The organism is Streptomyces rugosispiralis, assembly GCF_024505145.1.
In the GTDB taxonomy this organism is placed as follows: Bacteria; Actinomycetota; Actinomycetes; order Streptomycetales; family Streptomycetaceae; genus Streptomyces; species Streptomyces rugosispiralis.
Window position 1 is genome coordinate 235821 of record NZ_JANIAA010000003.1, and the last position, 26675, is coordinate 262495.

Consider the following 26675-nt stretch of genomic DNA (forward strand, 5'->3'; position numbering starts at 1 on the left):
GGCCTTGCGGGCAGCGGCTGTCAGCCGCACTTGCGCCCGGTGTTGATGCACTTCACGGCCTTTTTCATCAGCGAGTCGGACATCACGTTGATGAAGTCGCCGTGGTCGGTCACCGGCTTGTGCAGCTGCTCGGGGAAGCTGTCGACCGCGAAGAGCGAGCCGGGTGCGACCTTGTAGGTGATCCGCTGGACCAGCTGCGGGATGGCTTTGAACCCCTTGGCGCACGCGCCCTTGGCGTCCGCGAACGCCACATGGGTGCGGTGGTTCGCGCTGTCGGCGTTCTTGCCGTCCCAGCAGCTCTGGAACTTGAACGTACGGACCACCTTGCTGCCCTTCGGGCAGAGCGGGTACTTGTCCTTCAGCTGCCGGTTCTCGAAGCCGGTGCAGCTCCAGGAGGCGTTGGCGTTGGCCGTGCCGTTGGTGAAGGCCTTGGCGTCGCCGGTGATGATGCGCAGGAACTTCGGCATCGCCACGACCTTGGACACCGCGCTGCCGCGGAAGGTGATCGACGCGGTGGCCGGCCGCAGGATCCGGCCGATGTTGCCCTCGGTGCCACCGCCCGGCGCGTCGGCGTCGACCTCCTTCGTCCCGTCCTGGAGCCGCAGGACCGGCCAGTAGTGGGTGGAGCGGTCGCCGTTGGTGCAGGTGGTCCCGGCGGCGGCGAGGCCGTCGTTGGTGGAGAAGGCGTCGGTGTCGCGGTTGCCGACGTAGTCGTGCATGTGGTGGGCGCCGTTGGACACCCCGGGGGCGACGATCACGTTGTCCGAGTTGAAGTGCTTGTTCTCATTGCGTCCGCAGCGCGACGAGAAGGTGCCGCGGGAGGCGTTGCCCTGGGTGCGGGGGTTCTTGACGTTCGGCTTCACCTTGCGGATGTCCACGAAGTCCGCCCGTACCGGACCGGATTGCGCCTGGCCGCCCGCGGCCGGAGCGGAGGGGGCGGCCGTTCCCGCGGCGGGGGTGGCGCCCGCCGAAGCGGCGGCCGGTGCGGCGGCGGGGCCGGGCGACTCCTGCACGGTGCAGGACGCCATCGTGTCCAGGCCGGACGGGCGGCTCGCCACCCGGCCGATCTCGTTCCCGATGCGGTCCAGCGCACCACGCCGCTGGGCGGTCAGCGGCTCCAGCACCCGGGTGCGCACCCAGTCCCGGTCGGCGCCGGGGCCGCGCGCGGCCAGTTGCTTGTAGGCGTCGGCCACCTGGCTGTCCATCGTGGCCAGTTCCTTGTCCACGGCGGGCCGCGCCTGCTGCGGCACGCTCGCCAGACGGGTCGCGGCATCCGGGCACTTGACGGTCATCGCCGTCCGCGCCGGCGCCTGCTGCCCGGCCGGCTGACGGGCGGCGGAAGCATCGTTGTCGGTCATCAGGAGCGCCCCGCCGCCCACGGCCAGTGCGGTCACTCCGACCACGGTCAGCCCGATGACCCTGGATCGCTTGTGTCTCTTCTTGTTCCTCATCCTTCGCCCCTCATCGGCAGTCTTCATACGCCGGGGACGCCTTGCCCTCGGCCATGTCGGAGCGCGCTCCGCCACCCGTCCCGGAGGGGAGGGCACAACCCGACGCCGATGGATACGGACGGCGGGGCGATCGTTCTCAACGGTGGCCGCAACATTCGTAAATAGCCGGAGGAGTCGGTGGAGTGAGGTATCTCCGCATCGGCTTCACCACATGTCCACGGACCGACGGGACGAAGGTGATCAGCTACGGCTAAAGTGAGTGCTTCGTTTCACCACCCCCCAATGTCCTTCTACGCGCCCCGGAGCCCCCCATGTCCAGCGCGACCTCGTCCAGCGGGCGTCATCGCAAAGCCAAGCCCCTGAGTCTCGCCGTGCGCCGCGCGTTCATCGTCGCGGCCGTCCCGGTCACGGGCGCACTGCTGTCCGCTCCGTCGGCGCTCGCCGCCGACAAGAGCGCCAAGCCCACCGCGACGGCCCAGTCCGTGGCCGCCGACGGGCTGGACCCCGCCGAGCAGCGGATCGCGGAGAACCTCAACACCCGTGCCCAGAACCCGAGTCTGGGCGACACCTTCAGCGGCATCGTGCTGGACTCCGCGTCCGACAAGGTCATCTGGGGGCATGACGCCGACACCGCGCTGATGCCCGCGTCCAACGCCAAGCTGGCCACCGCCACGGCGGCGCTGACCGTGCTCGGCCCCGAGCACCGGTTCACCACCAAGGTGGTCTACGGCGACGGCACGCTCACCCTCATCGGCGGCGGCGACCGCATGCTGACCACCGCCGACCTCACCGAACTCGCCAAGACGGCCGCCGCCGGGGTGAAGGTCGGCGGCCTGGACTCGGTGAAGGTCCGCGTCGACGACAGCCTCTTCGCCGAGCCGACCATCGCCACCGGCTGGAACGACTCCTACTACGACGACCAGGTGTCGCCGGTGCGTTCCCTGGTGGTGGACGGCAAGCTGTCCGCGGACACCTCCATCGACGCGGGGAAGGTCTTCGCCCGGCAACTCGCCGACCAGGGCGTCACGGTCGACGGCGAGGTCACCCGCGGCACGGCCTCGGCCACGGACGTCCCGGTGGGGCGGCACCTGTCCCCCACGCTGGCCGAGACGATCAAGAAGATGCTCAAGAAGAGCGACAACGACATCGCCGAGACGGTGCTGCGCATGACCGCGCTCGGCGCCGGCAGGCCCGCCACCTACGAGGACGGCACGGCCGTGGTGCGGGACGTGCTCAGCCGCCACTACGGGGTCTCGATGGCCAACTTCGAGATCCACGACGGCAGCGGGCTCTCCCGCGCGGACCGCATCCCGGCGCGGACCGTGGCGGACATCCTCGACCTGCTCACCGACCCGCGCTACGGCTGGCGGCTGCGCTCCATCGACGAGGGCCTGCCGGTGGCGGGCGAGGCGGGCAGCACCCTGGGCCCCGAGTGGGGCCGCTTCGACACCCCGGACTCCCAGTGCGCCGTCGGCCAGGTCAAGGCCAAGACGGGCACGCTGACCGGCGCCATCGCGCTCAGCGGCCTGACGAAGGCGGAGGACGGCCGGTGGAAGGTCTTCTCCTTCATCGAGAACCAGTCCTCCGCCGACCCGGCCGCCACCAAGGACGCCCTCGACGGCCTGGCCGCCACGGTCAACGGCTGCTGGGCGTAGCCGCACGGCCCAAGTCCCCGGCCTCGCGGGTCACCCGGCGTTGGCCTGCGTGGCCGGGGGCTCCGGGTGGAACCGCTCGACACGGTCGCGCTCGGTGTACATGTCCCAGTAGTGCTCCGCGAGGTCGTCCGGGTCGACGACCGGGAAGTTCGCGAGCGCTTCGGCGTCGGCCGCGGACAACGTGGCCGACTCCGCTATCTCGCTGCGCTCGATCATGGCCCCGATGGCGAGCGTGCCCGCGTAGACGCCGGTGCCGGCGAGCTCGCCGTTGAGTGAGTACAGGTAGTTACGGGCCGCGGCCATCACCGGGCCCACGCCGCTGAGGTGGGGTATCGGCTGCGCCGCCGAGTAGCCATGCGTCAGCAGGAAGGCGCCGTCGCCGCGCTCGGTCCACTCCGGCAGCACGGCGCGGACCACCTCCACCGGGGTGAGCAGGAGCAGCGGGATCAGCCCCTCCAGGGTGGCCGCGTCCAGCTTGGTGGCGGCGGTGAAGCCCTGGTCGCCGCTGATCGGCCCGTATTCGACGGCGTCGATCCGGCCGAAGCGGTCACGGATGGCCGCGATCAGGGCGGGCACCTCGGCGGGCTTCGACAGATCGGCGGAGAAGGCGGCCGCCTCGATCCCTTCACCGGCGAGCCGCTCGACGAGCCCGTCCAGGCGGTCCTTGCGGCGCGCCACCAGGGCGACCCGGAAGCCTTCGCGCGAGGAGATCGCCGAGCGGGCCCTGTCCCACGAGGACGCCTGGGAGGGGTTCGCGCACTACATCGAGGGGCTCTGCCGGATACAGGCCGTCGATCCGGCGGTCGCCGATGTGGTCGGGGGCCGCTACCCGGGCGCCGAGCGCCTCATGGCCGTCTGCGGCCGGACGCTGGACGCCGCCAAGCGCATCATCGAGCGGGCCCAGGACGCGGGTGCGCTACGCCCCGACTTCACCACCGAGGACCTGGTGTTCGTCCTCGGCTCCAACGCCGTGCTGGCCCGGGCCACCCCCCGCACGGCCCCTGACGCCTGGCGCCGCAATATCGCCTTCCTCCTCGACGGACTGCGCGCCGAGGCCGCCCGCCCGCCGCTCCCCGTCGGCCCGCTCACCCCGGATCAGGTCTACGAGGTGATGGAGAACCTCACGGGCCCGCGATAGCCGGACCGGCCTGGCCGGATCGTCCGCGTCACGCCCGCAGGTAGGCGAGGACCGCCAGCACCCTGCGATGGGTCTCCTCCGCCGGAGGGAGGTCCAGCTTGGTGAGGATGCTGCCGATGTGTTTGCCCACGGCCGCCTCGGACACGACCAGTTCACGGGCGATGGCACCGTTCGACTTGCCCTCCGCGATCAGCCCCAGCACCTCCCGCTCCCGCGCGGTGAGCCGCTCCAGCGGGTCGCGGCGTCGGCGCAGCAACTGGCGCACCACTTCGGGGTCGACGACGGTGCCACCGTCCGCGACCTCGCACAGGGCGGCCACGAAGTCCGCCACCTGCCCGACCCGGTCCTTCAGCAGGTAGCCGACGCCCGTTCCGTCACCGGAGTCCAGCAGTTCCGCGGCGTATGTCCGTTGTACGTACTGGCTGAGGACCAGGACGGGCAGCGTGGGCAGCGTCTCGCGCAGCCGCACCGCCGCGTGCAGGCCCTCGTCCTGGAACCCCGGGGGCATCCGCACATCCGTCAGGACGATGTCGGGAGCGTGCTCCTCGACCGCGGCGAGCAGTGCGGGAGCGTCGCCGACGGCCGCGACGACGTCATGCCCGCAGCGGCCGAGCAGGCCGATGAGCCCCTCCCGCAGCAGCACACTGTCCTCGGCCAGTACTACGCGGAGCGGTCGGTCCGTACGCAAGGAATCTCCACACGCAACAGGGTCGGTCCGCCCGGCGGGCTGGACAGGGAGATTCTGCCATCCAGCGCCGCGACCCGGTCCGCGAGTCCGGTCAGGCCGGTACCGGCGCCGGTGTCCGCACCGCCCCGGCCGTTGTCGCGCACCTGGAGGAACAGCCGGCCGTCCCGGTGTCCTCCGCTCACCTCCGCGCGGCTCGCCCCGCTGTGCCTGGCGACGTTGGTGAGGGCCTCGCGGACGACGAAGTACGCGGCGGCCTCCACCGCTTGGGGCAGCCGTCCGGACAGGGCCAGATCCACGTCCACGGGGATCGCGGAGCGGTCCGCGGCGTCGGCGACGGCCGCGGGGAGGCCATGGTCCGACAGCACCTTGGGGTGGATGCCGCGGATGAGTTCGCGCAGCTCCGCGAGCACCTCGTCCGCCTCCCGGTGGGCCTTCGCGAGCTGATCGGCGACCGGCCCGGCAGGTGCGTCCAGGCGGGCCAGGCCGAGCGTCATCGTCAGTCCCACCAGCCGCTGCTGCGCCCCGTCGTGCAGATCGCGCTCGATGCGCCGCCGTTCCGCCTCGAAGGCGTCCACCAGCCGGAGCCGGGAACGGGTCAACTCGACCACCCTCGTGCCCAGTTCGGCCTCGCCCGGAGCGATCAGCAGACGTGTCAGACCGCTCCGGGCGCCCGCCACCACCCCCAGGGCATAGCCGCCCAGCATCAGGAGCACCACACCGAGCACGGCGATCGCGAGGGCCGACGGCCAGGTGGTGACCGTCCACTGCTTGAGCACCTTCGTCTCCTGGCCACCGCCGACCGTGGCCATCAGCAGCGGGGTCGCGGCCATGGACAGCGGGCAGAGCAGGGCGACGGCGACGACGAGCGCGTCGACCGGCCACAGCACCACCGCGAACAGCAGGGCATGGCCCAGCTCCCGCCACGTCGCCTGCTCCCTCGTCCGCGTGGTCAGCCAGGCCCAGAGGCCATGGGCGAGGGGCGCCCGGTGCGGGTCGACGGCGGGGTCCGCGTCGATCAGACGCATCCGCCGCCGTTCCACCCAGGCCACCGGGATTCCGGCGAGGGCCACGAGGACGAGCAGCGGGACCCCGACCAGTACGAGGGCGAGAACGGCTCCGGCCGCCGCCGTGGCCGCGATCATCACGAGCGCGACGGCACCGGTCACCGCTCCGCTGAGCAGATAACCGGCGGCGCGCCACGGCCACGCCGACAGCAGGAAGCCAGGCCCGGCCATGGCGTGCCACACGTTGCGCGGATGCATGGAGGTCACCGTAGAAGGCCCGGTCCCGCCGGTGCCATCGGGCCAGGGAGCCCTTCGGGGGTATGCCTGGCCCTACCCCAGGTCTCGCCCCCGCCGTACTGCGGCGCGGTGCCTCCGCGCGGTTTCGTGAGATCACCGAGGACGGCAACCCGGCGGAGTGGGGACAGATGAACAACAACGACGTGATCCAGTTGCGTTCGGTCAGCAGACGCTACGGCTCCGGGGATGGCGCGGTGACGGCGCTCGACGACGTCTCGCTGTCGTTCCCCAGGGGATCGTTCACCGCCGTCATGGGCCCCTCGGGATCCGGCAAGTCGACGCTGTTGCAGTGCGCCGCGGGGCTGGACCGCCCGACGTCGGGGTCGGTCACCGTGGCCGGGACCGAGCTGACGAGGCTGAGCGAGACCAGGCTGACCCTGCTGCGCCGCCGGCGCGTCGGGTTCGTGTTCCAGGCGTTCAACCTGCTGCCGGCGCTGACCGCGGAGCAGAATGTGACGCTGCCGCTGCGCCTCGCCGGTCACCGCCCCGCCAAGGCCCGGGTGCGTGAGGTGCTCCAGCAGGTCGGGCTCGGCGAGCGGGCGCGGCACCGTCCGGCGGAGCTGTCCGGTGGCCAGCAGCAGCGTGTCGCCCTGGCCCGCGCCCTGATCACCCGGCCCGATGTGCTCTTCGGCGACGAACCGACCGGGGCCCTCGACTCGCGGACCGGCCGTGAGGTGCTGACGTTGCTGCGCGGGATGGCCGACGGCGAGGGCCAGACGATCGTCATGGTCACGCATGACCCGGTGGCCGCCTCCTGCGCCGACCGTGTGCTCTTCCTCGTCGACGGGCGGGTGAGCGGCGAGTTGGCCGGGGCAGGTGCCGACACCATCGCCGCGCACATGGCCACGCTGGAGGCCGTGCCGTGCTGAGCGTCGCCCTGTGCACCCTGCGCACCCGCTGGGCCACCTTCGCCGGCAGCTTCGTCGCCCTCGCCCTGGGCGTCGCGCTGACCGCGGCGATGGGCCTGGCGCTCGCCTCGTCCCTGGATGCGCCCGACCGCGGGCCCGAGCGGTTCGCCGCCGCGCCGGTCGTGGTCAGGGGAGCCGACACCCTGCGGGTGGACACCTCGGCCGGGGTCCAGGTCCAGAGGCTCGCACACCCGCGTGCCGTGCCCGCCGGGACCGTCGCGAAGCTGCGGAGGCTCGGCGCCGTCGTCATGGACCGGTCCTTCGCCGTACGGGCGCGGGGCGGGCCGGACGACCTCGTGGGGCACCCCTGGTCCACCGCCGCCTTCGCCCCGTACCGGATCGACGCGGGACGCCCGCCCCGCGCGGCCGACGAGGTCGTGGTCAGCGGGGGCTGGGCGAGCCCGGGGAACCGCGTACGGACCGACCGCGGCACCGTGCGGGTCGTCGGAACCGTCGCGGGGCGCGGCTTCGAGAACGCCGTCTTCTACACCGACGCACACGCCGCCCGGCTGTCACCGACCGGCGTCCAGCTCGTCGTGGACGCCGACCCGGCGGCTGTCCGCGAGGCGGTGCGCGGCAGCGACGGGGTCCGGGTCCTCACCGGGCGGGAACGCCACCGGGCCGACCCCGACCCGGACCGGGACCGGGAGGCCCTCACCGCGATGAACGCGATGTTCGGCACGGCGGGCGGTGTCGCCGCCTTCGTGTCGGTGTTCGTGGTGGCCTCCACCTTCGCGTTCGCGGTCGCCCAGCGGCGCCGGGAGTTCGGGCTGCTGCGGGTGGCGGGGGCGACCCCGGGCCAGATCCGCCGGATGGTCCTCGCCGAAGCGCTCGTGGTCGGTGCGGCCGCCTCGGCCACCGGCTGTCTGCTCGGCGCGTACGGCGCGCCACGGCTGGCCGGCCGGGTGGCCGACGGTGGTCTCGCGCCGCGCTGGTTCGCCATCGGCGACCATGTCTGGCCGTACCACCTGGCCTTCTGGACGGGGCTGTGCGTCGCGCTGTGCGGTGCGGCGGCCGCGTCCTGGCGGGCGGGGCGCGCCGGCCCCGCCCAGGCGCTGCGCGAGGCGTCCGCGGACAGCGGGACGGGCCGGACGATGACCCGGGGCCGATGGCTTTCCGGCCTGGCCCTGCTGGTGACCGCCGCCGTGACGCTGTGCCTGACCCTGCTCACCGACCCTGGCGACCTGCTGCACCGGAAGACCTATGTGAGCCGCCCGATGCTGCTGATCAGCGCGGTCGCGCTGCTCGCACCGGTGGCGGTGCGGCCGCTGACCCGGCTGATCGCCTGGCTCCCGGCCCGGCTGCCGGGTGCCGGCGGCATGCTGGTGCGGGAGAACGCCGCGGCCGGTGTGCGCCGTACGGCCGCCATCGCGGCGCCCGTTCTGGTCACGGTCGCCCTCGCCGGTTCGCTCCTGGGCGCCACCGCGACGCTGAACCGGGCGCGGGCCGCCGAGACCCGGCAGCGGACGGCCGCCGACTTCGTCGTCACCCCGGCCGGGGGTGCGGGCTTCGATACGGCGGCGCTGCGCAGGCTGCGCGAGGTGCCCGGTGTCGAGGTGTCGGCGACCTCGTCGAGCGCCGTCTACGTCCTGGAGGACGGCGTGTCGCTCATGAAGTCCGAGGCCCGCGCCGCCGATCCGGGCGCGCTCGCCACCACGTCCCGGTTGCCGATCGTGGCGGGGAAGGCGCGCGATCTGGACGACGACTCGATCATCGTCAATGGCGAGTGGCAACGGCACACCGTGGGCGAGCGGGTGCGGGTGTGGCTCGGCGACGGCACGGAGCGGTCGCTGCGGATCGCCGCGGTGATGGCCACCGGCACCGGCGACAACGGCGTCCACGTCACCCCGCGCAACGCGCCCGGTGCGACCGTGGACCGGGTCGACATCGCCCTCGCGCAGGGCGCCGACCCGGGCGCCGCGGCCGCCGGGCTGCGTGCGGCGGTGCGCACCACCGGCGGCCACGTGTTCACCAAGGACCAATGGGTGAGGGCGAGTTACCCCGGGACCAACCGCACGACCCGGCTCGGCTTTCTGCTGGTCCTCGGCATCGCCCTCCTCTACACGGGCATCTCCGTGGCCAACACCATGGTGATGGCCACCTCCGAACGCGTCCGCGACCTGGCCGTGCTGCGCCTGGCCGGAGCCACCACCTGGCAGGTGCTGCGGCTGGTGGGCGCCGAGGCGCTGACGGTGGTCGCGGTCGGCGCGGTCCTGGGCCTCCTGGTCACCGGGCTCAACCTGGTGGGCATGTGGAGCGCCCTGGCCCTGCTGTCGGTGCGGACCACGATCGCCCTCCCCTGGACGGCCGTCGGCGCGGCCGTGGCCGCCTGCGCGGTACTCGCCGTGGTCTCGTCGGTCGCCCCCGCCGCGTTCGCCCTCCGCCGCCGGGCGGTGGCGCTGGCGGGGCTGCGGGAGTGACCACGCCGGCCCACACCGGCCCATGCCGGCCCACGTCAATCCACGTCGGCCCTCACCGGCCCGTGTCGGCCCATGTCGGCCCATATCAACCGCCGTTCAGCTCAGCCCAGGAAGCTCAGCCGCACCTGGCGTTCGGGGTTGTCCCGGTTGGTGTCGACCAGGCACACCGACTGCCAGGTGCCCAGCGCCATCCCGCCGCCGATGACCGGGATGGTGGCGTGCGGGGGTACGAAGGCGGGGAGGACATGGTCGCGGCCGTGGCCGGGGCTGCCGTGACGGTGGCGCCAGCGGTCGTCGGCGGGGAGGAGGTCGCGGAGGGCGGAGAGCAGATCGGTGTCGCTGCCTGCGCCCGTCTCCAGGATGGCGATCCCGGCCGTGGCATGCGGGACGAAGACGTTGAGCAGGCCGTCGCCGCCGTCCGCCACCTCGCGCAGGTACGCCTCGCAGTCGGCGGTGAGGTCGGCGACGGTCTCGGTGGATCCGGTGGTGACGCTGATGGTGTGGGTACGGAATGTGCTCATGGAACCATCCTGATACGCCGCCGCGTAAAACTCCCGCAACAAAGGTCCGAGGATCAAGACACCGTTGACCGGTTCCGGACGTCCTCGCTAGCTTCGAGGGCATGTTTACGTCAGCCCTGCTCACCACGCGCGGTCATATCGACCTGCTGCGGGTGGCGTCCGCCGCGTGTCCCGGCCCCCGCTGACCTTTCTCTCCCTCCCCCGCCTCTCCTCCCCCTCGCCTCGGTCTCGTTCCGCCGTACCGTGCTGATCGTCGTCTCGTACGGCGGGTACGGGCCGGTACGGGCGTCGAGGCGTACCCCTTTGTGGAGCCCCCATGTCCCCGGTTCTCGAACCGGTCGTGCCGCTCTCGGCGCGCCGCCGCTCCGTGCCGCGATGGCTGCGCCGTACGACCGGACCCCTTCTGCTGCTGGTGCTCTGGCAGGTGTCCAGCGCCACCGGTGTCCTGCCCTCCGACACCCTGGCCTCTCCCGGGACCATCGCCGGTACCGCCTCCGACCTGCTCAAGGACGGCACCCTCCCGCACGCCATGCTGGTGTCCGTACAACGGGTGCTGATCGGGCTGGCGCTCGGCGGTGTCATCGGCGTCGCGCTCGCGCTGGTCTCCGGGCTGTCCCGGCTCGGCGAGGACCTCGTCGACGCGAGTGTGCAGATGCTGCGCAGCATCCCCTGGGTCGGCATGATCCCGCTGTTCATCATCTGGATGGGCATCGGTGAGGCCCCGAAGATCGCGCTCATCGCGCTGGGTGTCACCTTCCATCTCTATCTGAACGTCTACGCGGGCATCCGTGGCGTGGACGCCCAGCTCATCGAGGCCGGGAACTCGCTCGGGCTCGGCCGCTGGGGGCTGATCCGCCATGTGGTACTGCCCGGCGCGCTCCCCGGCGCGATGACCGGGCTGCGCTATTCCCTCGCCACCGCCTGGCTGGCGCTGGTCTTCGGCGAGACCATCAACGCCGACGACGGGATCGGCTTTCTGCTCAACCGCGCACGGGAGTTCTTCCAGACCGATGTGATCGTGGTCTGCCTGATCGTCTACGCCGCCCTCGGCCTGCTCGCCGATTTCATCGTCCGCACTCTGGAGAGGCTGCTGCTGCAATGGCGACCGAACTTCACCGGCAAGTGAACTCCGTCGAAAAGGAGTCGGGGCAGGAGCAGGGCGGCGAGAGCGGCGCAGCCGCGGTGCGGGTGCGCTCGCTGACCCGCTCGTTCGACGGCCGCGCGGTCATCGACAACCTCGAACTGGACGTACCGGCGGGCGAGTTCGTGGCGCTGCTCGGCCGCAGTGGCTGCGGCAAGTCCACGCTGCTGCGGGTGCTCGCCGGGCTGGACCGGGAGATCGAGGGCGAGGTGCTGGTGCCGCGCCGCAAGGCCGTCGCCTTCCAGGCACCCCGGCTGATGCCCTGGAAGCGGGTCTGGCGCAATGTGCTGCTCGGGCTGCCCGGCCGTCCCGGGCGGGCCGTGGCCGAGCGGGCGCTCAACGAGGTCGGGCTCGGCCATCGCGTCGACGCCTGGCCCAAGACCCTCTCCGGCGGTGAGGCGCAGCGCGCCTCGCTCGCCCGTGCGCTGGTGCGCGAGCCCGATCTGCTGCTGCTGGACGAGCCGTTCGGCGCGCTGGACGCGCTCACCCGGATCACCGCCCAGCAGTTGGTGGCCGAGCTGTGGCAGCGACGCGGCTGCGCGGTGCTGCTGGTCACGCATGACGTGGAGGAGGCGCTGCTGCTCGCCGACCGCGTCCTGGTGATGGACGGGGGCGTCATCGCGCATCAGGTCCGGGTGGACCGGGACCGGCCGCGCGACATCGCCGATCCGCTCCTCGCCGAGCTGCGCACCGAGCTGCTGGACCGGCTGGGTGTGCAGGCGCCCGAACCGGCCGTCCACAAGGTCGCCTGAACGGCCGCCCGGTCCCTCCCGAACCGGCCAGGTCCAGCCCGAAATCCCCCAGAACTCCCCGCGCCACCCGCACTGCCCGCACCTCCCGAACGGACCCTGCTGACATGAGATGGCGTATCGTCCCCGCCCTGTCCCTTCCCCTCGCCCTGCTGCTGTCCGCCTGCGTCAGCTCGCACGCGCAGAACAACTCCGGCTCCTCCGGCAACACCGACGGCAAGGGCGATGTGACCCTCAACGTGGGTGACCAGAAGGGCAATGACGAGGCGGTGCTGCGCGCCGCCGGGCAGCTCGAGAACCTCCCCTACAAGATCAAGTGGTCGACGTTCACCTCCGGCCCGCCGATCCTGGAGGCCGTGAGCGCCAAGGCCGTGGACATCGGCGGGGTCGGCAACACCCCGCCGGTCTTCGCCGCGGCCGCCAAGTCCCACATCAAGGTCGTGGCCGCCAAGCACGGGACCTCCGACGGCGAGACGATCCTGGTCAAGAAGGGGTCGTCGCTGAAGAAGACGGCCGACCTCAAGGGCAAGTCGGTGGCGGTCGCGCAGGGCAGTTCGGCGCATTACCAGCTGGTCGCCTCGCTCGCCAAGGCCGGGCTCTCGCTCAAGGACGTCAAGGTCAACCTCCTGCAGCCCGCCGACGCCCTGGCCGCCTTCACCCGCGGCAAAGTGGACGCCTGGGCCGTCTGGGACCCGTACACCTCCCAGGCGCTGCGCCAGTCGGACGCGCGGGTCCTCACCACGGGCCGGGGCGTGGTCAACGGCCTCAACTTCCAGGTGGCCAACCCCTCCTCCCTCGAGGACAAGAAGAAGGTCAAGGCCATCAAGGACTATCTCGGGCGGCTGCGCCGGGCCCAGGACTGGGTCTACAAGCACCCCGAGGAGTGGGCCAAGGTGTGGGGCAAGGAGACCGGGCTGCCGTACCAGGTGGCGCTGGACTCGGTGAAGCGGACCAACGGCACCCGGGTGTACGTCGCCGTCGACAAGCCCGCCATCGCCTCGGAGCAGCAGATCGCGGACACCTTCGCGAAGCTGAAGCTCACCCCGCGCCGCTTCTCGTTCGCCGACTACGTCGACACCCGCTTCAACGGCGATCTGCCGCCCTCCACCTCCGCACCGCGCACCTACGGAAAGGGATCCTGAGAGGACACCCCTTTTCGGGAGCGCCGCATCGGGTAAGCGCGTGGAAACCGCCAGCCGCGCGATACACACCCGATGAAACGAGGTGAGCGTCATGCACACCGCCACGGCCCGGCGGACGGCCGCCTCGCCGTCCGCGGTGCGGGAGACCCTGGAATGCCGCCCCGAAGCTGCCGCGCACGCACGACATCTCACCAGCACCTTTCTGGAAGGCCTGCGTCCGGCGCCCGATCAGGGCGCCGCCGACGCGGTGATGCTGGTCGTCTCGGAGCTGGTCACCAATGCCGTACGGCACTCGGGTGGCCGGTTCTGCTCACTGCGCGTGTCGGCCGACCCCGACGCCATCACCATCGCGGTCGGCGATGCCAGCCGCGTACCGCCACACCGGCGCACTCCGGACGTCCGCGGCGAGACCGGCGGTTTCGGCTGGCCGATGATCAGCGGCATGGCCACGGCCACGACCGTCAGCGAGGAGCCGGGGGGCAAGACCGTGACCGCGGTCATCGCCCGGAGAGGACGGGTGTCGGGGCGTGCCACCGCCCCGACACCGAGTTGACTCCCTCCGTGCCCCCGCGTGACGTCATCGACCCCTGCCCCGTCCCGTTCTAGCCCGTCCCCGTCCCCGCCCGCGCGCGGTCGACGGCCACGGCGATCCCGTCGAGGACGCGTTCGAGGCCGAAGACGAAGTCATGGTCGGTCGCCGGATCGTCGTACGCCCCGTCGGGCGCCGCCTCGAACAGGCCCGACGAGAACAACAGCGCCACCTGCGGAAAGCGGTCCGGGGTGATGAGCCGCGCCAGGGTCCTGCCGTAGGCCCGCTCGGTCTCCTCCTGGCTCAGTCCCGTTTCGCTCCTGCCCTGCGCGTGTTCCTGGGACAACAGGGAGACGTGGCGCACATAGCCGCTGAGCAGGGTCAGACTGCCGACCTTCGCGGCCCAGTCCAGCTCCGTGCCGCTCAGCGCGCTCAGACCCGCCTCCATCCAGGCGATCTCATGAGGCCCCATCGGCGGCCCCGCGATGGGGAGGCGAGGGAGCCAGGGGCGGTCGTGGTGGACCAGCCGCTGGGCGACGGTCCACTGCCGTAGCCCCTCGCGCCACCGGTCCGGCGCGGTCTCGACCTCTGGCGGATCGCCGAGCGCGAGGTCCCGCATGAGGACGAGGAGCTCGTCCTTGGACCCCACATGGCGGTAGAGGGACATCGGGGAGACGCCCAGCTCCTTCGCGATCTTCGGCAGCGTCGCGCCCGCCAGCCCGTCCCGGTCCGCCAGGTCCACTCCCGTCCGCACCACGCGCTCGGTGTCGAGCGCGGCGGGCCGGCCGAGGCCCGAGGCCGAGACCGGGAGCCTCCACAGTCGGGCCAGTTCGGCGGGCGCCTCCTCCTGCTCGGCCGACATGGCGCCTCTCCTCCTCGTACCTCGGTTTCTCACCAGGTACATCATGACCTACCGCTACTTAGTATCTGCCATATAGATTATGGCTTATACTAAGCCCGGACGGAGAGGGTCCACCCATGCCCCTTGTCCGCTGGGCCCTCATGTCAGGACGGAGAGAGATCCAGGTGACAGCCATAACGCAGTCCCATGCCCCGGGCCCCGCACGGGGCCCCGTCCGCCCGACCGAACGGGCCCTGGCCCCCGATCTGGCGCGGGGCACCATGCTGCTGTTCATCGCCCTCGCGAACGCCGCGGTGGCCACCTTCGGCAACCAGCCGGGCGCGGAGGCGTCGCCGCACGGCTGGGAGCGCCCGTTCAACCTCGCCATGTTCGTCTTCGTGCACGCCCGCGCCTATCCGATGTTCGCCGTGATGTTCGGCTACGGGCTGGTGCAGCTCACCCGCAGACAGGACGCGGAGGGGTCGGGGCCGGGCGCGGCCCGCTCGGTGCTGCTGAAGCGCAACGCATGGCTCATCGCCTTCGGCCTCGTCCATGCCGCACTGCTCAACTTCGGTGATTTCCTGGGGGCTTACGGCATCGTCGGCATCGTCTTCACCCTGCTGCTCCTGCGCCGCGGCGAACGTGTGCAGCGCGTCGTGCTGTGGCTGTGGGGCTGCACGGTGGTGTACGCCGCCGCCCTGGCGGCCGTGGCCGTGTACCGCGCCACCCACGGCGGCCCGGGGTCCGCCGCCGTGCCGACGGACGATGTCGATTCGCTCTCGGCCCCCGACTACCTCACCTCCGTGGCCGACCGGCTCCGCGAGTGGCCGATCCACACGCTGACCGTGCTGGGATTCATCGCGATCGTCTGGCTGGGCGCGTGGGCCGCGCGGCGCGGCGTCCTGGAGGACCCGGCCCGCCACCGGCGGCTGCTGGTCCGCACCGCCGTGGTCGCACTCGGCGTCACCTTCGCGGGCGGGGTGCCGATCGGCCTGGTCAGCGGCGGATTCGTACATGTCGACGACGCCACCGCGGACGCGTTCCTGAGCCTGTACGAAGTGAGCGGCCAGTTCGGCGGCCCGGGATATGTGGCACTCTTCGGGCTCATCGCCCTGCGCCTGTCGAAGTCCCGCTCCGCCTCCGGGCGGAAGCTTCCCGTGACGGCGCTGGCGGCTCTCGGCCGGCGGTCGCTGAGCGGCTATCTGTTCCAGTCCCTCGCGTGGGTGGTGCTGCTCTCCCCCTTCGCCCTCGCGCTCGGAGAGCGGACCGGCAGCCCGACGCTCACCGCGTGTCTGAGCGCCGTCCTGGTCTGGCTCGCCACCGTGGCCGGGGCCCATCTCCTGCAGCGCCGTTCGCTTCCGGGGCCCGCCGAGAAGCTGCTGCGCAGGCTTACATACGGACCCCGGTAGCCGAGCGCCATGCGCACCGCGCTCACGGCGACGCCGAAGGCCGGCCGCCTCGGAGGCGACCGGCCTTCGGTGTTCAACGGCCTTCGGTGTTCAACGGCCCGCGGTCAACGGCCCGCGGTCAGCCGCTCGCGTTCACCCGCTCGCGATCAGCCGCCGATGTTCACATCGATGCAGGCGTAGAAGGCGTTGGCGGTGTCCGCGATGTTCCAGACCGCGAGAACCTTCTGCTTGCCCTTCAGGCTGCCGAAGTCCACCTGATGGGTGACGGTCTCGCCCGGCTGCGCACCGCCGTCGTCGACCTCCGCGACCTTCTGGCCACCGACGAAGTACTGCCAGGTGTTGGTCGCGTGACGCGCGGTCAGCTTCCAGGTGAAGTCGGCCTTGGACGGGATGGGCGTGACCGCCCAGCCCTTGCCGTCGTCGTCGAGTTCGGCGAACTTCGCGTTGCCGCCGCTGCAGCTCGTCAGCCCCTTGGGGCCTTCGACGCTCTGCGGCTCGTACTTGATGTCGCCGCAGGCCACGGTCCCGGCCGCGCACTGGGCCTGGCGGCTCGGCGGGGTGGAGATGTAGCCGTGCGCGCTGGCCTCGCTCGCGGGGAGACTCAGAGCGATCATGGGGGCTATCCCCGCGCCGACGACAACCGCCAACTTTCGTTTCATGTTCATGCCAACTCCTTCACGGCGAGGCCCCACGCCAGACGGGAAGTCCTTGCCGAAGGTGGGGATGTGGGGGGATGTGGGGGGTGGCTGCACGGAACGCTTGGGCCGCAAGGGGCGGCCGTGAATCAGCGCCGCACTAGGTCTAGACCATACCCTCTGTCTGTTCACGGTCAAGACATCGGACGGAAGTGGTCTGGTCCACTGTCATCCGCGCACAAGTCACCGCCCCGGCCCGGGAATCCGGGCCGGGGCGCCACGCGGTCGGAACGAGAACATCGACGCCGCGGACCAGCCCGCCGCGGGCGTTCGCGGCGCGGTCAGGAGGAGAGGGCCGTCAGCCGTCGCCTGTCGTGGGGAGAGGAACGGCGGTCCAGCCGCTCCTCCAGGCGATCCCGGGCCGCCTCGCACCGGCCCGCGGACACCAGCGCGTACAGCAGGGCCTCCTCCACGATCTCGCGCTGCGCGGCGCTGCCGCCCACCCCCGGGAGCCGTGGCAGGAGACGTTCCAATCCACCTGCCGCGTCCGTCCAGCGCTCCTCCAGGATGTGCTCGAACGCCGCGCACAGCGGGGCGATGACACTTCGCTGCACCTCGTCGGCGCGCAGCGCGTGGGCCCGCAGCCGTCGCAGCCCCGGCAGGTCGTCCGCGGCGGTGAGGGCGATGGCGGAGTGCAGGGCCACGAACGCGGTGGCCGGACGCTCCAGGACATCCGCGGGCGCCGTGTCCAGGACGTCGCCGATCGGGAACGGGCCCTGCCACGCGCCCGCCAGCCGGGCGCGCCACAGCAGGGAGCCGGAGTCGACCAGGGCGCGGACCCCGTACACCTTCCCCGGCGACAACTGCTCCGCCCACCGGCGGCGCACCGCCCCCGTGTCCTCGAGGGCGAGTTCGTGCAGGGCGGCGTGCCAGGAGAAGTGGGCGCGGTGTGTTCCACCCCGGCCCTGGTGGGCCAGCCATCGTTCGAGCCGCTCACGGCCCGCCTGGTGGTCACCTGACTCGTAGTGCACATGGGCGAGGGCGTGCATGGCGTGGCCGGAGGCGGGCTCGGCGGCCAGGGCCCGCTCGGCCAGGACCCCGGCCTCGTCGTAACGGCCCTGCTCCTGGCGCATGAAGGCGAGCAGGGAGGTGTGGAACCAGCCCTCCCCGTGCGCCGGGGCGGTGCGCTCGACCACGTGGAGCGCGGTGCCGCCGTCGAGATCGCGCAGACCGGAGAAGGCGATGGTGGGTACGGCGACGGCGAGCGCCAGCGCGTCACCCGGGTACTCCTCCAGGTGGCGCAGGAGGGCGGCGTCACCGTCCGCGGGTGAGTGCAGGACGCGGCGGGAGACGACGTCCACGAAGGAGCGTTCGTAGTCGTCGGCGCGCTCGCGCACCGCGCGCCGGGCGTCGGCCAGGGCGCGCGGGACATCCACGTCGGCCCCGCACTCATGGCCGATGAGCGCGAGCGCGGCGTGACCGACGGCGAATCCGGGGTCGAGCGCCACGGATCGGCGGAGCGCCTGTGCGGCCCCGGTCCTGACCTTCAGCAGCCGGTCCACGCCGAGGCGGTAGGCGGTGGCGGCGGCCGCGTGGGTGCTGAGGGGAAGGCCCGAGGTGTCCACGGGCCGACGTGTCCGGCGCCGGGCGGGGCCGCCGGTGGCGGGGAGCGCGGGGGCCGTCCACGGGTCGAGGACGGCCTCGGCGATGGTGGCGGCCTGTGCCCGGATCTCCGGGATGGCGGTGGTCTCCCACAACTCGCCGCGGCGGGGCGCGCCGAGGGTCCACAGGGGGCGGGGGGTGCCGCCGCCGGCGCCGCGCAGCCGTCCGTGGTCGGTGGCGACGCCCATGCTCAGCGGGCCGGGCAGCGCGGCGCCCTGGTCGAGCAGGCTCCGCCACAGCGGGTCGGCCGTGTCGGAGAGCCGCAGGCCCGGCCCGGTACAGTCCACCACCCAGCCCACGGGCAGCGTGCGGGGACCGTCGGCGGAGGCGAGGGACACGGTCAGGGAGCCGTCGGGCCGGGCCGAGGCGGCGGCGAGCCGCCCCTGGTACGTCCGCATCCGCCGGGTGCGGCGCATGCGCCCGACCGCCTCGGCGGTGGCCGGGGGCATGCGGTGGCGGTGGGTGTTCCACAACGAGCCGTCCCGCTCCACGAACTCGGCCCGCTCCTCGGTGGACATCGACGCCCAGATCTCGGCCGTGACCGGGCGCAGCCCGTCCACCGCGGGCCGCCAGTCGCCGTGGGTGCGCATGACGCGGCCGACGTGCTGACGTACCGCGGCCCGCAGCGCGGTCAGGGGGAGACCGTGCAGTGGCGTCGCACACGTGGCGGCGGGCAGCGGGTCCACCGCATGCGCCTGCGGCAGCCTTCCGCCACGGGACACGCTGTGCACCGTGCGGCCGGGGCGGTCGAGCGTCATGGCGATGTCCACCGAGGTCAGCCCGGTGCCGACGAGGAGTACATCCTCCTTCTGGCCGTCCTGGAGGGCGGCGTCGAGTGCGCCCGGCGCCCAGGGGTCGGCGATGAAGCGGTCGCTGCCACGCAGATCCCCGGGGGCCCAGCCGGCGGTGGCGCGGGACGGACCGGTGGCCAGCACCACGCGATGCGCCTCGACGGTACGGCCGTCGGCGAGTTCCAGCCGGGCCCGCGGGTCCCCGCCGGGGGAGGTGGTCCAGTGGCAGCCGGTGGCCCGGGTGCGCAGTCGGCGGACGGTGACGACGCCCTGGGCGGCCATGATGGCTCGGCCGAGGGTGTCGGCGAGGTAGGCGCCGTAGCGGTAGCGCTCCGCGAAGTCGCCACTCCGCACACCCGGTTCGCCGTGGTGGCACAGCCACCGCACGAAGTGTCCGGGATCGTCGGGGTAGCAGCTCATCTTGCCCGCCACCACATTGAGGCGGTGGCGCGGGTCGAGGGTGGAGTAGGCGATGCCACGGCCGGCCTCCGGGGCCGGGTCGATCAGCAGGAGTTCGAACGGGACCCGGCGGCGTGCCGCCGTCTCGCAGAGCTGGATCGCCACCAGCGCGCCGGCGGCCCCCGCCCCCACGACGGCGACGGTCCTCGTACACGGCCCTGACGTGCTACACGGCTCTGGCGATGCCATGTGATACCTCCTGCTTCCCCGGAACCGGCGGCGGAGCGGGAAAGGATCGATGCCCCACTCACGCAACCGGTACGCTAGCCAGCTAAGTTCACCAATTCAATGAACTTGGTGAACTCATGGTGGAACAACGAGGCACCCTTGGTCCCACCAGGGTGGATGCCCAAGCCGGTGGTATGGGGCCCGGCCCCATGAAACGGACGTGCGTGATAACTTGCCCTGGTGCGGATCACAGCCAAGTCGGACTATGCCGTCCGGGCGATGGCCGAACTGGCGGCCGCGGAGGGCTCAGCCCTGACCGCCGAACAGGTGGCGACCCGGCAGGACATCCCCCTGCGTTTCCTCTTCGGCATCCTGCGCGAGCTGCGCCTGGCCCATCTGGTGCGCAGTGTGCGGGGCCCGGAAGGCGGATATCTGCTGGCGCGCCCGGCGCGGGAGATCACCCTCGCCGACGCGATCCGCGCCATCGACGGCCCGCTGGCCAACGTACGGGACGTGGGCCTCAGCGGTCTGGAGTACCCCGGAGCCGCGGCGGTGCTGCCCGATGTGTGGCGCGCGGTGCGGGCGAGTCTGCGGCAGGTGCTGGAGAAGACCACCTTCGCGGATCTGGCCGCCGGGGAGCTGCCCCCGCTGGTCCAGGAGCGGGCGCGCGAATACCTGGACGACGTCCGCCACTACGACACGTGATGGGCTGAGGCCGCCGGTATCGGCCCCAACCGCCCGCTTCCGAGACCGGGTTGGGCGTTCGCGGGGCCGGGAGGAAATCGGTCGCGGGGCGGGCGGCGCGCTGCTAGCTTGCGGCCGTGGATCTCTTCTCACGCTCGTGGACGGCGTTGCGCACGGCGGTCGCCGAGCTCCCGGACGAGGACTTCGCACGGCCCTCCGGCTGTGCCGGCTGGCTTGTACGGGACCTGGTGTGCCACCTGGTCATCGACGCCCAGGACGTCCTGATCACCCTGGCGACCCCCACCGACGCGGAACCCACGCGCGACGCGGTGACCTACTGGGAAGTGGCCGACACGCCGCCGACCGGCGACGACCCGCTCGACGCGCTGATCGTCCGGCTGGCCGCCGCGTACGAGGACCCGTGGCTGCTGAAGTTCCACCTCGACGACGTGGGCTCCGCCGCCGGGCGCGCGGCCGGGCTCGCCGACCCGGCGGTCCGGGTCGGCACCCGCGATGTGGTGCTCACCGCGGGCGACTACCTCTCCGCGTACGTCATGGAGTGGACCCTGCACCATCTCGACCTGATCGCCCATCTCCCGGGCGCGGCGGACCCTCCCGCCGAGAGCCTCGCCGGGGCGCGCGGGATGCTGGAGAGGATCGCCGGGGCGGCGTTCCCCGCGGGGTGGTCCGACAAGGACACGCTGCTGGTCGGCACCGGACGACGGGCCCCGACCGCCGAGGAGCGGGCCGACCTGGGCGAACTGGCCGCGAAGCTCCCGCTCGTCCTCGGATAGCCCCTCCGTCCTCCGACCTCCGTTCTCCGTTCTCCGTCGTCCGGCCTCCGTCGTCCGGCCTCCGTCGTCCGGCCTCCGTTCTCCGGCCTCCGTTCTCCGGCCGGACGGCGCGGGGCGCGGAGCCGGGGTCAGCGCGCACCCCGGGCCGCCGGGTTGCCCTGGTGGGTGAAGGCGGCCCAGAAGTGGATGTGGTCGAGGTCGGTGCGGGTGGCCTCGCCGCGGAGTTCGCCGCGGAGGGTGGGCGGGGGCTCGCGGCGCGGGTCGAGCATCCAGAGCTGGGCGGCGCGCAGGGCGTCCACCGGGGCGAGGCCGTGTGCGGTGACGAAGTCGTGGAAGACGGCCATCATCAGGGCCGTCGGCGCGTCGTTCACGGCCCAGCGCGAGCCGATGACATCGGCCGCGCCACGGGCGACCAGCGCGGTGGACAGGGTCAGGGCCTCGTCGTGGTCGCGGGTGCTCAGATCCGTCTCGCAGGCGCTGAGCACCACCAACGGGCCCGCCCCGCCCGGCTGTTGGGTGACGGCGCCGTCCAGGATGCGGGCCACGGTCAGGCGTCCGGCGTCCTCGGGACCGGCGGGCGGGGCGGCGAGCCAGAGTGCCGAGCGCGTGGGGTCAGGACCGGCCAGGGCGTGACAGCAGATGTGCAGCACGGCCGCCGGTGAGGCACCACCGGGCAGGGCGGCCAGGATGTCCTCGGGTGTCCCCGGCGCGTCGCTGACGTCGGCCGTGGGGAACTCGCCGTAGCGGAGGCCGTCGGGGTAGCACGCCGTGTGCAGCGCCTCCGCCTCGATCTCGGCCCATACGAGGCTGAGTTCGGGGTCGGCGACCAGGACCTGCCCGGCGGTGATGGGCAGCCGGTCCCGGGGCGCGGCCCGCAGGAACTCGGCGCCGGAGGGAGCGTAGCTGAGCACCGCTTCCGCACAGGCGTACCGGTACTCGCGCCCGTCGCTCCCGTACGGGGTACGGGCCGCGTGCCAGGCGACCGCGCCGAGTGGCCCGCACGGCACCAGCACGATCCTGGGCGGCTGGTGGAGCGGGCCCACGGCGGCCAGGACGGGGCCCATCGCGGCGGGCCAGGCCCAGTCGCACAGTTCGCGCAACGCCGCTTCCCACGGCCCGTCCCACTCCGTCCGACGGCCCGGGTCGGCCGTGCCGCCGGCTGCCCCGGAACGCCGGGCGGTGACGTCGAGGTAGCGCTCCAGCGGCGGGCTGCCGGGGGTCAGCAGCGGCAGCTTCAGGACGGTGGGCCGCTCGTCGCCGGTGCCGGGGCGCAGGATCAGGGCGACGCCTGGCATGCCGGGGGCCTGCCCGGGGACGAGGTAGACGAGCGCATCGGCACCGGCCGCGGTGAGCCCGGCCTTAAGCGTCGGCACGTCCGGGGGGTCGAGCAGCTTCCAGGCGTCCGCGCCCTTGCCCGCGCCCAGCGCTTCAAGTGCCCTGCGGCGCAGGCCGCCCGGGATCCGCGGGCCGGTGGCCCAGCCCGGCACGGTGGCCGCGGTGTCGGGCTGGGGCGGGTCCGCGGCGACCTCGGCGCGCCACTGGCGGGCCAGGTCCGGGTGTCCCCGGGCCTCGAGCGTCTCGGGCATGCCACGGGACGCGGCACCGGCCCGCAGCACCAGGGCCCTTCCCAGTTCCAGCGCGTGCACCGCATTGGCCGGACGGCCGGACACGGTGCTCCAGTAGGCCAGCCACAGCGCCTGAGCCGACCCGAAGCGGGCCACGGCCAGGCCGTGTTCGGAGCCGGGCTGGAGGAGGACGTCCGAGGACAGCCTGGCCAGCGCCTGGCCTCTGGCGGCGAGGCCGGCCACCCGGTCCTCGTCGGCGCGCGGCCCGCCGCGCGAGCGACGCAGCCAGTGGGCTTCGGACAGCTGGGTCAGGGCGTCGGCGGTGTGCGGCAGACCGTCTCCTCCGACGATCAGCTCGCGGGCCCGGGACAGCTCGGTGATGCTCAGGTCGAGCAGGTCCGGGTCGTCGAGGTGGCGGGCCGTGTGCAGCAGGGCCCGGCCGAGCTGGTAGCGCAGCCGGAGTTCCTCGTGGGGGGTGGGCCGCGGTCCCTCGACGGTCCGGTGGACCTCCGCGATGGCCTCGTCGGCCGCGTCCCTGCTGGGTTCGATCATCATCAACTGGAGCAGCGCGGAGACGCGCACGGCCGGGAAGTACGGCATGAGTATGGGCGCGAGCTGCCGCGGGTCGGTCGCCACCACCTCCCTCAGATACCGGGCCGCGGCGCGGAATCCGGCCTGGTCCTGGTCGCGGGCCGCCTGCTCCCGGTGGACCTCGGCCAGCACGGCGGCGACGGCGAAGCGGTTCTCCTGGTCGGGCGGCAGGACGGCGTACAGGTCCGTCAGCTCCTCGACCAGGCGCGGCAGCACGGTGAAGTCCCCGCTGCGGCGGGCCAGAGCCAGCTCGTGCTGGCAGGCGGACACCACCGCGGTGAGCGTGTTCAAGGACGGCGGTGAGCCCTCGAACTCGTGAGCGGCGCGCATTTCCCTGGCCAGGTTCAGGGCTGCGTCGGCGGCCTGGAGGCTGCCCCCGAGCGTCGCCACCGCGTCCAGACTCCCGGCCATGCCGAAGGCCAGGGCACGGCGGACGGCCGCGGCCCCCTCGCCGTCCTCGGACAATGAGTCGACGATCCCCCGGATCCGGCCGACGCTCGTCTCCAGGTGCGCCAGATCGCCGGTCTGGGAGACCCGTACGGAATCGACCAGAGTGGCCAGTTGCTGCTCCACACCGACGTACCCCGGGCCGCCGGGGCGGTCGGCGGGGTCGGGCCCCGGCTCGGCCATGGCCTCGTCCAGCTCGTCGAAGTCCATCGTGCCGGGCACCAGGAGGTTGGCCCACACCAGCAGGACGGCGTGCAGCCTGGCGATGCGGGCCCGTTCGGGCGTGTGCGCCGGCAGCTCCCGCAGCGCCCGCCGGGCCACGTCCGCGCCGCGCCGGACGTCCTGGGCCAGCGCCCGGGGGTCGCCCGCGCCCGACCCCAGCCCGGTCAGCAGCTCGCGCAGCGGGGCGAGGCCCGGCCGGTCCAGGCCCAGGGCCGCCACTTCCGCGTCGGCCTCCTCGGGGGAGTTCGCGCGCCGGCCCACGGCCGTGTACAGCCACACCACCAGCTCCGTGAACCGCGGTATGTCGTCCGTGGCCCAGCGCAGCACGCCCTGGACGGCGTCGGCCGGCGGGTCCTCGGCGCGTTCCCCGGGTTCCACCCCGGCGGGCGGCTCCGTGGCGATCGGCGAACTCCCCCCGGGCGGGGCGGAGAATTGGGAGGAGGACGAGGGCGAGGGCCGCGCAGGGTCGATCTCGGACGCGAGGCATCCGAGGATCCCACGCATGTCCGGATCTTCCGGGCCGGCGGTGAGGCGCTTCAGCACCTCCCTGGCCTCCGCCAGGTCCTCCGGCGGGGACGCGGTCGGCGGCCGCGGGCCGGAGGCCCGGAGCGGCGGCTTCCGGCGGGGGCCGTCGCGCCACGCGCGCAGGGCCCGTGCGCAGTGCTCCGGGACGAGCAGTTGGAGCAGCGCGCTGCGGGCCTTCACCGCGAACGGGTCGGTGAGCGGTCTGGTGCGGTCGGCCCAGCGCAGATGGCGCAGGGCATGCTCGCGCTCGAGCCGGGCGTCCTCGGACGTGTCGCCCGTTTCACGGCCGACGAACCGCATGCACACCATGACGCCCAGCAAGGGCACGAAGTGGTCCCGGAGCGGATCGTCCGCGGGCAACAGCCGCTCGATGGCGGCGAAATGCTCGATCGTCCGGGACAGCGCGACGGGCCGTGCCGGGTCGTCCGCCGCGCGACGCAACACGTCCTGGGCCTGGCGGGCCGCGAGGGTGGCCCATACGCGCAGGGCCCGCGCACCGTCCTCGCCGTCCTCGCCGTCGTCGCCGTCCTCGCGGCGTCGTTCCTCGTCCACTCCGCACTCCCCCGATGTCCGGATACGTCCCCTGACGACCACCATCCCACGGAGCGGGAAGTACGGTCCCCACTCGAGCGGCCGCGGGGCGTTCTCAGGCGTCCGGCAGCACCCCCGGCCGGAACTTCTCCACGCCGGCCACGCGGTGGACATGGTGCGGCTCGATGTAGACCGCCACCCGCACCTCGCCGTCGGCCAGCCAGGGGAACGTCTCGGTGCCCAGGTACTTCCGCGCGAGACGGTCCATCACCCGTACGGCCGGATCGCCCTCGACGAAACGGACGGCGCTGCCCCGGATCTCCACCCGGTGATACGGGTCCTCGGTGTCCATGCAGCACAGCGACACGCGGGGATCACGCCGGAGGTTCTCCTCCTTGATCCGGCCCGCCGAGGTGTTGATCACCACCAGGCCGTCCTCCAGATCGGCCCACATCGGCGTCAGCTGCGGCGAACCGTCCGGGTTGAGCGTGGCCACCTGCCAGAACCGGGGTTCCCGAAGCCAAGTGCGGGTGATGTCGTCCAGCGTGGCAGCCATGCGGTCGCGCTCCTCTTTCGTAAGGCCAAACCGTCAACGCATACCCTGACCACGGGGGTTCCGAACACCCGGGGTCAGGGGAACCGCTGCCGCACACCACCGGCACTCCGTATGCTCGGAGCATGATCGATGTGCCGCTCTCCGCGCTGGAAGTCGCCATGGTCCAAGCTGGTACGCGAGCCGTGGACACGCTACGTGACACCACCGCCTTCGCCCAGCGTCTCGACGCCCTCGGCTACCGCCGACTCTGGTACGCCGAGCACCACCACTCCCCCGCCATCGGCGCCTTCCCACCCGTGGTCCTGACCGCCCACGCGGCCGCGTCGACCTCGGCCATCCGGCTGGGCTCCGGAGGCGTACTGGCCCCCAACCACGCCCCCATCATGCTGGCGGAGCAGTTCGGCACCCTCGCCGCGCTGCACCCCGACCGGATCGACCTGGGCATCGGCCGCGGTCCCGGCACCTTCGACGAGGCCACGGCTCGGGCGCTGCGGCATGGCGCCGGTCCGACGACGGACGACGGGTACCGGGACGATGTGGCGGCGACGCTGCGGTTCCTGGTCGAGGAGGTCGCGCTCGGCACGCTCCCGGAGCCGTGGCTGCTGGCCTCCAGCGACGCCGGTGCGGCGCTCGCCGCGCGGCTCGGCCTGCCCATGGCGTTCGCCCATCACATCCGCCCCGACAACACCCTCGCCGCGCTCGACCACTACCGTGCCCACTTCTCCCCCTCCCCGTGGTGCGAGAGCCCCCGTGTCCTGGTGTGCGTGGAAACCATCTGCGCCGAGACCGAGGACGAGGCCGGGTGGCTGGCGGGCCCGATGAACGTCGTCAAGGCCGGTCTGCTCAAGGGGCACAGCGAGGTCCCGTTCCCCTCGCCCGAGGAGGCGTCGGCGCATCCGTTCACCGCCGAGGAGCGGGCGGGGGTCGCGGCGTTCGGGGCCCATCAGGCGTACGGCACGCCCGAGACCGTCCTGCGGCGGCTGACGGAGGTGGCGAAGGCGACCGGCGCGGAGGAGCTGATGCTGGTCACACCGGTCTACGCGCTGGCCGCGCGCCTGCGCAGCTACGAACTCGTCAAACAGCACGCCGCCACGCCGTAGGCGACGGCGCCTCGGCACTGCTCGGACAGACTCACGGCAGGCGCCCCGGGCC

The 26675-nt window shown here is 72.8% G+C and carries 23 protein-coding genes; 13 read left to right on the forward strand and 10 right to left on the reverse strand.

Features of this window, described 5'->3' with window-relative positions; genetic code table 11:
* Window positions 1–20: 20 nt before the first annotated feature.
* Window positions 21–1451 (reverse strand): DUF1996 domain-containing protein, encoded by a 1431-nt coding sequence (locus tag NP777_RS07495; RefSeq protein ID WP_256649264.1) that lies wholly within the window; start codon window positions 1449–1451, stop codon window positions 21–23.
* Between the two features lie 311 nt (window positions 1452–1762).
* Between NP777_RS07495 and dacB the strand changes: the two genes are divergently transcribed.
* The gene (gene dacB / locus NP777_RS07500; RefSeq protein ID WP_256649265.1) at window positions 1763–3106 is read left to right on the forward strand and encodes a D-alanyl-D-alanine carboxypeptidase/D-alanyl-D-alanine endopeptidase; all 1344 of its coding nucleotides are present in this window, start codon (window positions 1763–1765) and stop codon (window positions 3104–3106) included.
* Between the two features lie 30 nt (window positions 3107–3136).
* On the opposite strand, the gene NP777_RS07505 is transcribed toward dacB, so the two are convergent.
* Window positions 3137–3784, reverse strand: a complete 648-nt coding sequence (locus NP777_RS07505; RefSeq protein ID WP_256649266.1) for an SDR family NAD(P)-dependent oxidoreductase — start codon at window positions 3782–3784, stop codon at window positions 3137–3139.
* Here NP777_RS07505 and NP777_RS07510 point away from each other — a divergent pair.
* The gene (locus NP777_RS07510; RefSeq protein WP_256649267.1) at window positions 3771–4244 is read left to right on the forward strand and encodes an SbtR family transcriptional regulator; all 474 of its coding nucleotides are present in this window, start codon (window positions 3771–3773) and stop codon (window positions 4242–4244) included. The two genes, NP777_RS07505 and NP777_RS07510, sit on opposite strands and share 14 nt — an antisense overlap.
* A gap of 28 nt (window positions 4245–4272) precedes the next feature.
* Here NP777_RS07510 and NP777_RS07515 read toward each other — a convergent pair whose 3' ends face one another.
* Together NP777_RS07515 and NP777_RS07520 are read right to left on the reverse strand one after the other, a co-directional pair.
* Window positions 4273–4932, reverse strand: coding sequence for a response regulator transcription factor (locus NP777_RS07515; protein WP_256649268.1), 660 nt, complete (start codon window positions 4930–4932; stop codon window positions 4273–4275).
* Window positions 4905–6194 (reverse strand): sensor histidine kinase, encoded by a 1290-nt coding sequence (locus NP777_RS07520; RefSeq protein ID WP_256649269.1) that lies wholly within the window; start codon window positions 6192–6194, stop codon window positions 4905–4907. The genes NP777_RS07515 and NP777_RS07520 overlap by 28 nt, the downstream gene beginning before the upstream one ends.
* Window positions 6195–6361: 167 nt before the next feature.
* Here NP777_RS07520 and NP777_RS07525 point away from each other — a divergent pair, with 167 nt between their 5' ends.
* Window positions 6362–7102: an ABC transporter ATP-binding protein gene (locus tag NP777_RS07525; RefSeq protein ID WP_256649499.1), complete on the forward strand. Its 741-nt coding sequence runs from the start codon at window positions 6362–6364 to the stop codon at window positions 7100–7102.
* Window positions 7096–9561, forward strand: a complete 2466-nt coding sequence (locus tag NP777_RS07530; protein ID WP_256649270.1) for an FtsX-like permease family protein — start codon at window positions 7096–7098, stop codon at window positions 9559–9561. The genes NP777_RS07525 and NP777_RS07530 overlap by 7 nt, the downstream gene beginning before the upstream one ends.
* Window positions 9562–9662: 101 nt before the next feature.
* On the opposite strand, the gene NP777_RS07535 is transcribed toward NP777_RS07530, so the two are convergent.
* Window positions 9663–10082 (reverse strand): YjbQ family protein, encoded by a 420-nt coding sequence (locus tag NP777_RS07535; RefSeq protein ID WP_256649271.1) that lies wholly within the window; start codon window positions 10080–10082, stop codon window positions 9663–9665.
* A gap of 101 nt (window positions 10083–10183) precedes the next feature.
* Here NP777_RS07535 and NP777_RS48460 point away from each other — a divergent pair, with 101 nt between their 5' ends.
* The 5 genes from NP777_RS48460 to NP777_RS07555 all read left to right on the forward strand — a co-directional run bounded on the left by NP777_RS48460 (window position 10184) and on the right by NP777_RS07555 (window position 13667).
* Window positions 10184–10267 carry a putative leader peptide gene (locus NP777_RS48460; RefSeq protein ID WP_391858472.1) on the forward strand — a complete coding sequence of 28 codons (84 nt, stop codon included), beginning with the start codon at window positions 10184–10186 and terminating at the stop codon, window positions 10265–10267.
* A gap of 131 nt (window positions 10268–10398) precedes the next feature.
* Complete coding sequence (locus NP777_RS07540) at window positions 10399–11208, forward strand: ABC transporter permease (protein WP_256649272.1); 810 nt, start codon at window positions 10399–10401, stop codon at window positions 11206–11208.
* Window positions 11181–11975: an ABC transporter ATP-binding protein gene (locus NP777_RS07545; protein WP_256649273.1), complete on the forward strand. Its 795-nt coding sequence runs from the start codon at window positions 11181–11183 to the stop codon at window positions 11973–11975. Before NP777_RS07540 ends, NP777_RS07545 begins: the two co-directional genes overlap by 28 nt.
* Window positions 11976–12079: 104 nt before the next feature.
* On the forward strand, window positions 12080–13114 hold the full coding sequence (locus NP777_RS07550; protein ID WP_256649274.1) for an ABC transporter substrate-binding protein: 1035 nt from the start codon (window positions 12080–12082) through the stop codon (window positions 13112–13114).
* Between the two features lie 91 nt (window positions 13115–13205).
* Window positions 13206–13667: an ATP-binding protein gene (locus NP777_RS07555; RefSeq protein ID WP_256649275.1), complete on the forward strand. Its 462-nt coding sequence runs from the start codon at window positions 13206–13208 to the stop codon at window positions 13665–13667.
* A 49-nt stretch (window positions 13668–13716) separates the two neighbouring features.
* Here NP777_RS07555 and NP777_RS07560 read toward each other — a convergent pair whose 3' ends face one another.
* On the reverse strand, window positions 13717–14505 hold the full coding sequence (locus tag NP777_RS07560) for a TetR/AcrR family transcriptional regulator (RefSeq protein ID WP_256649276.1): 789 nt from the start codon (window positions 14503–14505) through the stop codon (window positions 13717–13719).
* 164 nt (window positions 14506–14669) lie between these two features.
* On the opposite strand from NP777_RS07560, the gene NP777_RS07565 reads away from it, so the two are divergent.
* Window positions 14670–15893, forward strand: a complete 1224-nt coding sequence (locus tag NP777_RS07565; protein ID WP_256649277.1) for a DUF418 domain-containing protein — start codon at window positions 14670–14672, stop codon at window positions 15891–15893.
* Window positions 15894–16039: 146 nt separating this feature from the next.
* Here NP777_RS07565 and NP777_RS07570 read toward each other — a convergent pair whose 3' ends face one another.
* Both NP777_RS07570 and NP777_RS07575 read right to left on the reverse strand, forming a co-directional pair.
* The gene (locus NP777_RS07570; RefSeq protein WP_256649278.1) at window positions 16040–16558 is read right to left on the reverse strand and encodes a lytic polysaccharide monooxygenase auxiliary activity family 9 protein; all 519 of its coding nucleotides are present in this window, start codon (window positions 16556–16558) and stop codon (window positions 16040–16042) included.
* A gap of 311 nt (window positions 16559–16869) precedes the next feature.
* The gene (locus NP777_RS07575; protein ID WP_256649279.1) at window positions 16870–19629 is read right to left on the reverse strand and encodes an FAD/NAD(P)-binding protein; all 2760 of its coding nucleotides are present in this window, start codon (window positions 19627–19629) and stop codon (window positions 16870–16872) included.
* A 219-nt stretch (window positions 19630–19848) separates the two neighbouring features.
* Here NP777_RS07575 and NP777_RS07580 point away from each other — a divergent pair, with 219 nt between their 5' ends.
* Both NP777_RS07580 and NP777_RS07585 read left to right on the forward strand, forming a co-directional pair.
* Window positions 19849–20313 (forward strand): RrF2 family transcriptional regulator, encoded by a 465-nt coding sequence (locus NP777_RS07580; protein WP_037965781.1) that lies wholly within the window; start codon window positions 19849–19851, stop codon window positions 20311–20313.
* Between the two features lie 116 nt (window positions 20314–20429).
* Window positions 20430–21086 (forward strand): maleylpyruvate isomerase N-terminal domain-containing protein, encoded by a 657-nt coding sequence (locus NP777_RS07585; protein ID WP_256649280.1) that lies wholly within the window; start codon window positions 20430–20432, stop codon window positions 21084–21086.
* A 128-nt stretch (window positions 21087–21214) separates the two neighbouring features.
* Here NP777_RS07585 and NP777_RS48045 read toward each other — a convergent pair whose 3' ends face one another.
* Both NP777_RS48045 and NP777_RS07595 read right to left on the reverse strand, forming a co-directional pair.
* Window positions 21215–24988, reverse strand: a complete 3774-nt coding sequence (locus tag NP777_RS48045) for a CHAT domain-containing protein (protein ID WP_256649281.1) — start codon at window positions 24986–24988, stop codon at window positions 21215–21217.
* Between the two features lie 94 nt (window positions 24989–25082).
* Window positions 25083–25523 carry a PPOX class F420-dependent oxidoreductase gene (locus NP777_RS07595; protein WP_256649282.1) on the reverse strand — a complete coding sequence of 147 codons (441 nt, stop codon included), beginning with the start codon at window positions 25521–25523 and terminating at the stop codon, window positions 25083–25085.
* Between the two features lie 122 nt (window positions 25524–25645).
* On the opposite strand from NP777_RS07595, the gene NP777_RS07600 reads away from it, so the two are divergent.
* On the forward strand, window positions 25646–26623 hold the full coding sequence (locus NP777_RS07600; protein WP_256649283.1) for an MsnO8 family LLM class oxidoreductase: 978 nt from the start codon (window positions 25646–25648) through the stop codon (window positions 26621–26623).
* Window positions 26624–26675: the final 52 nt, after the last annotated feature.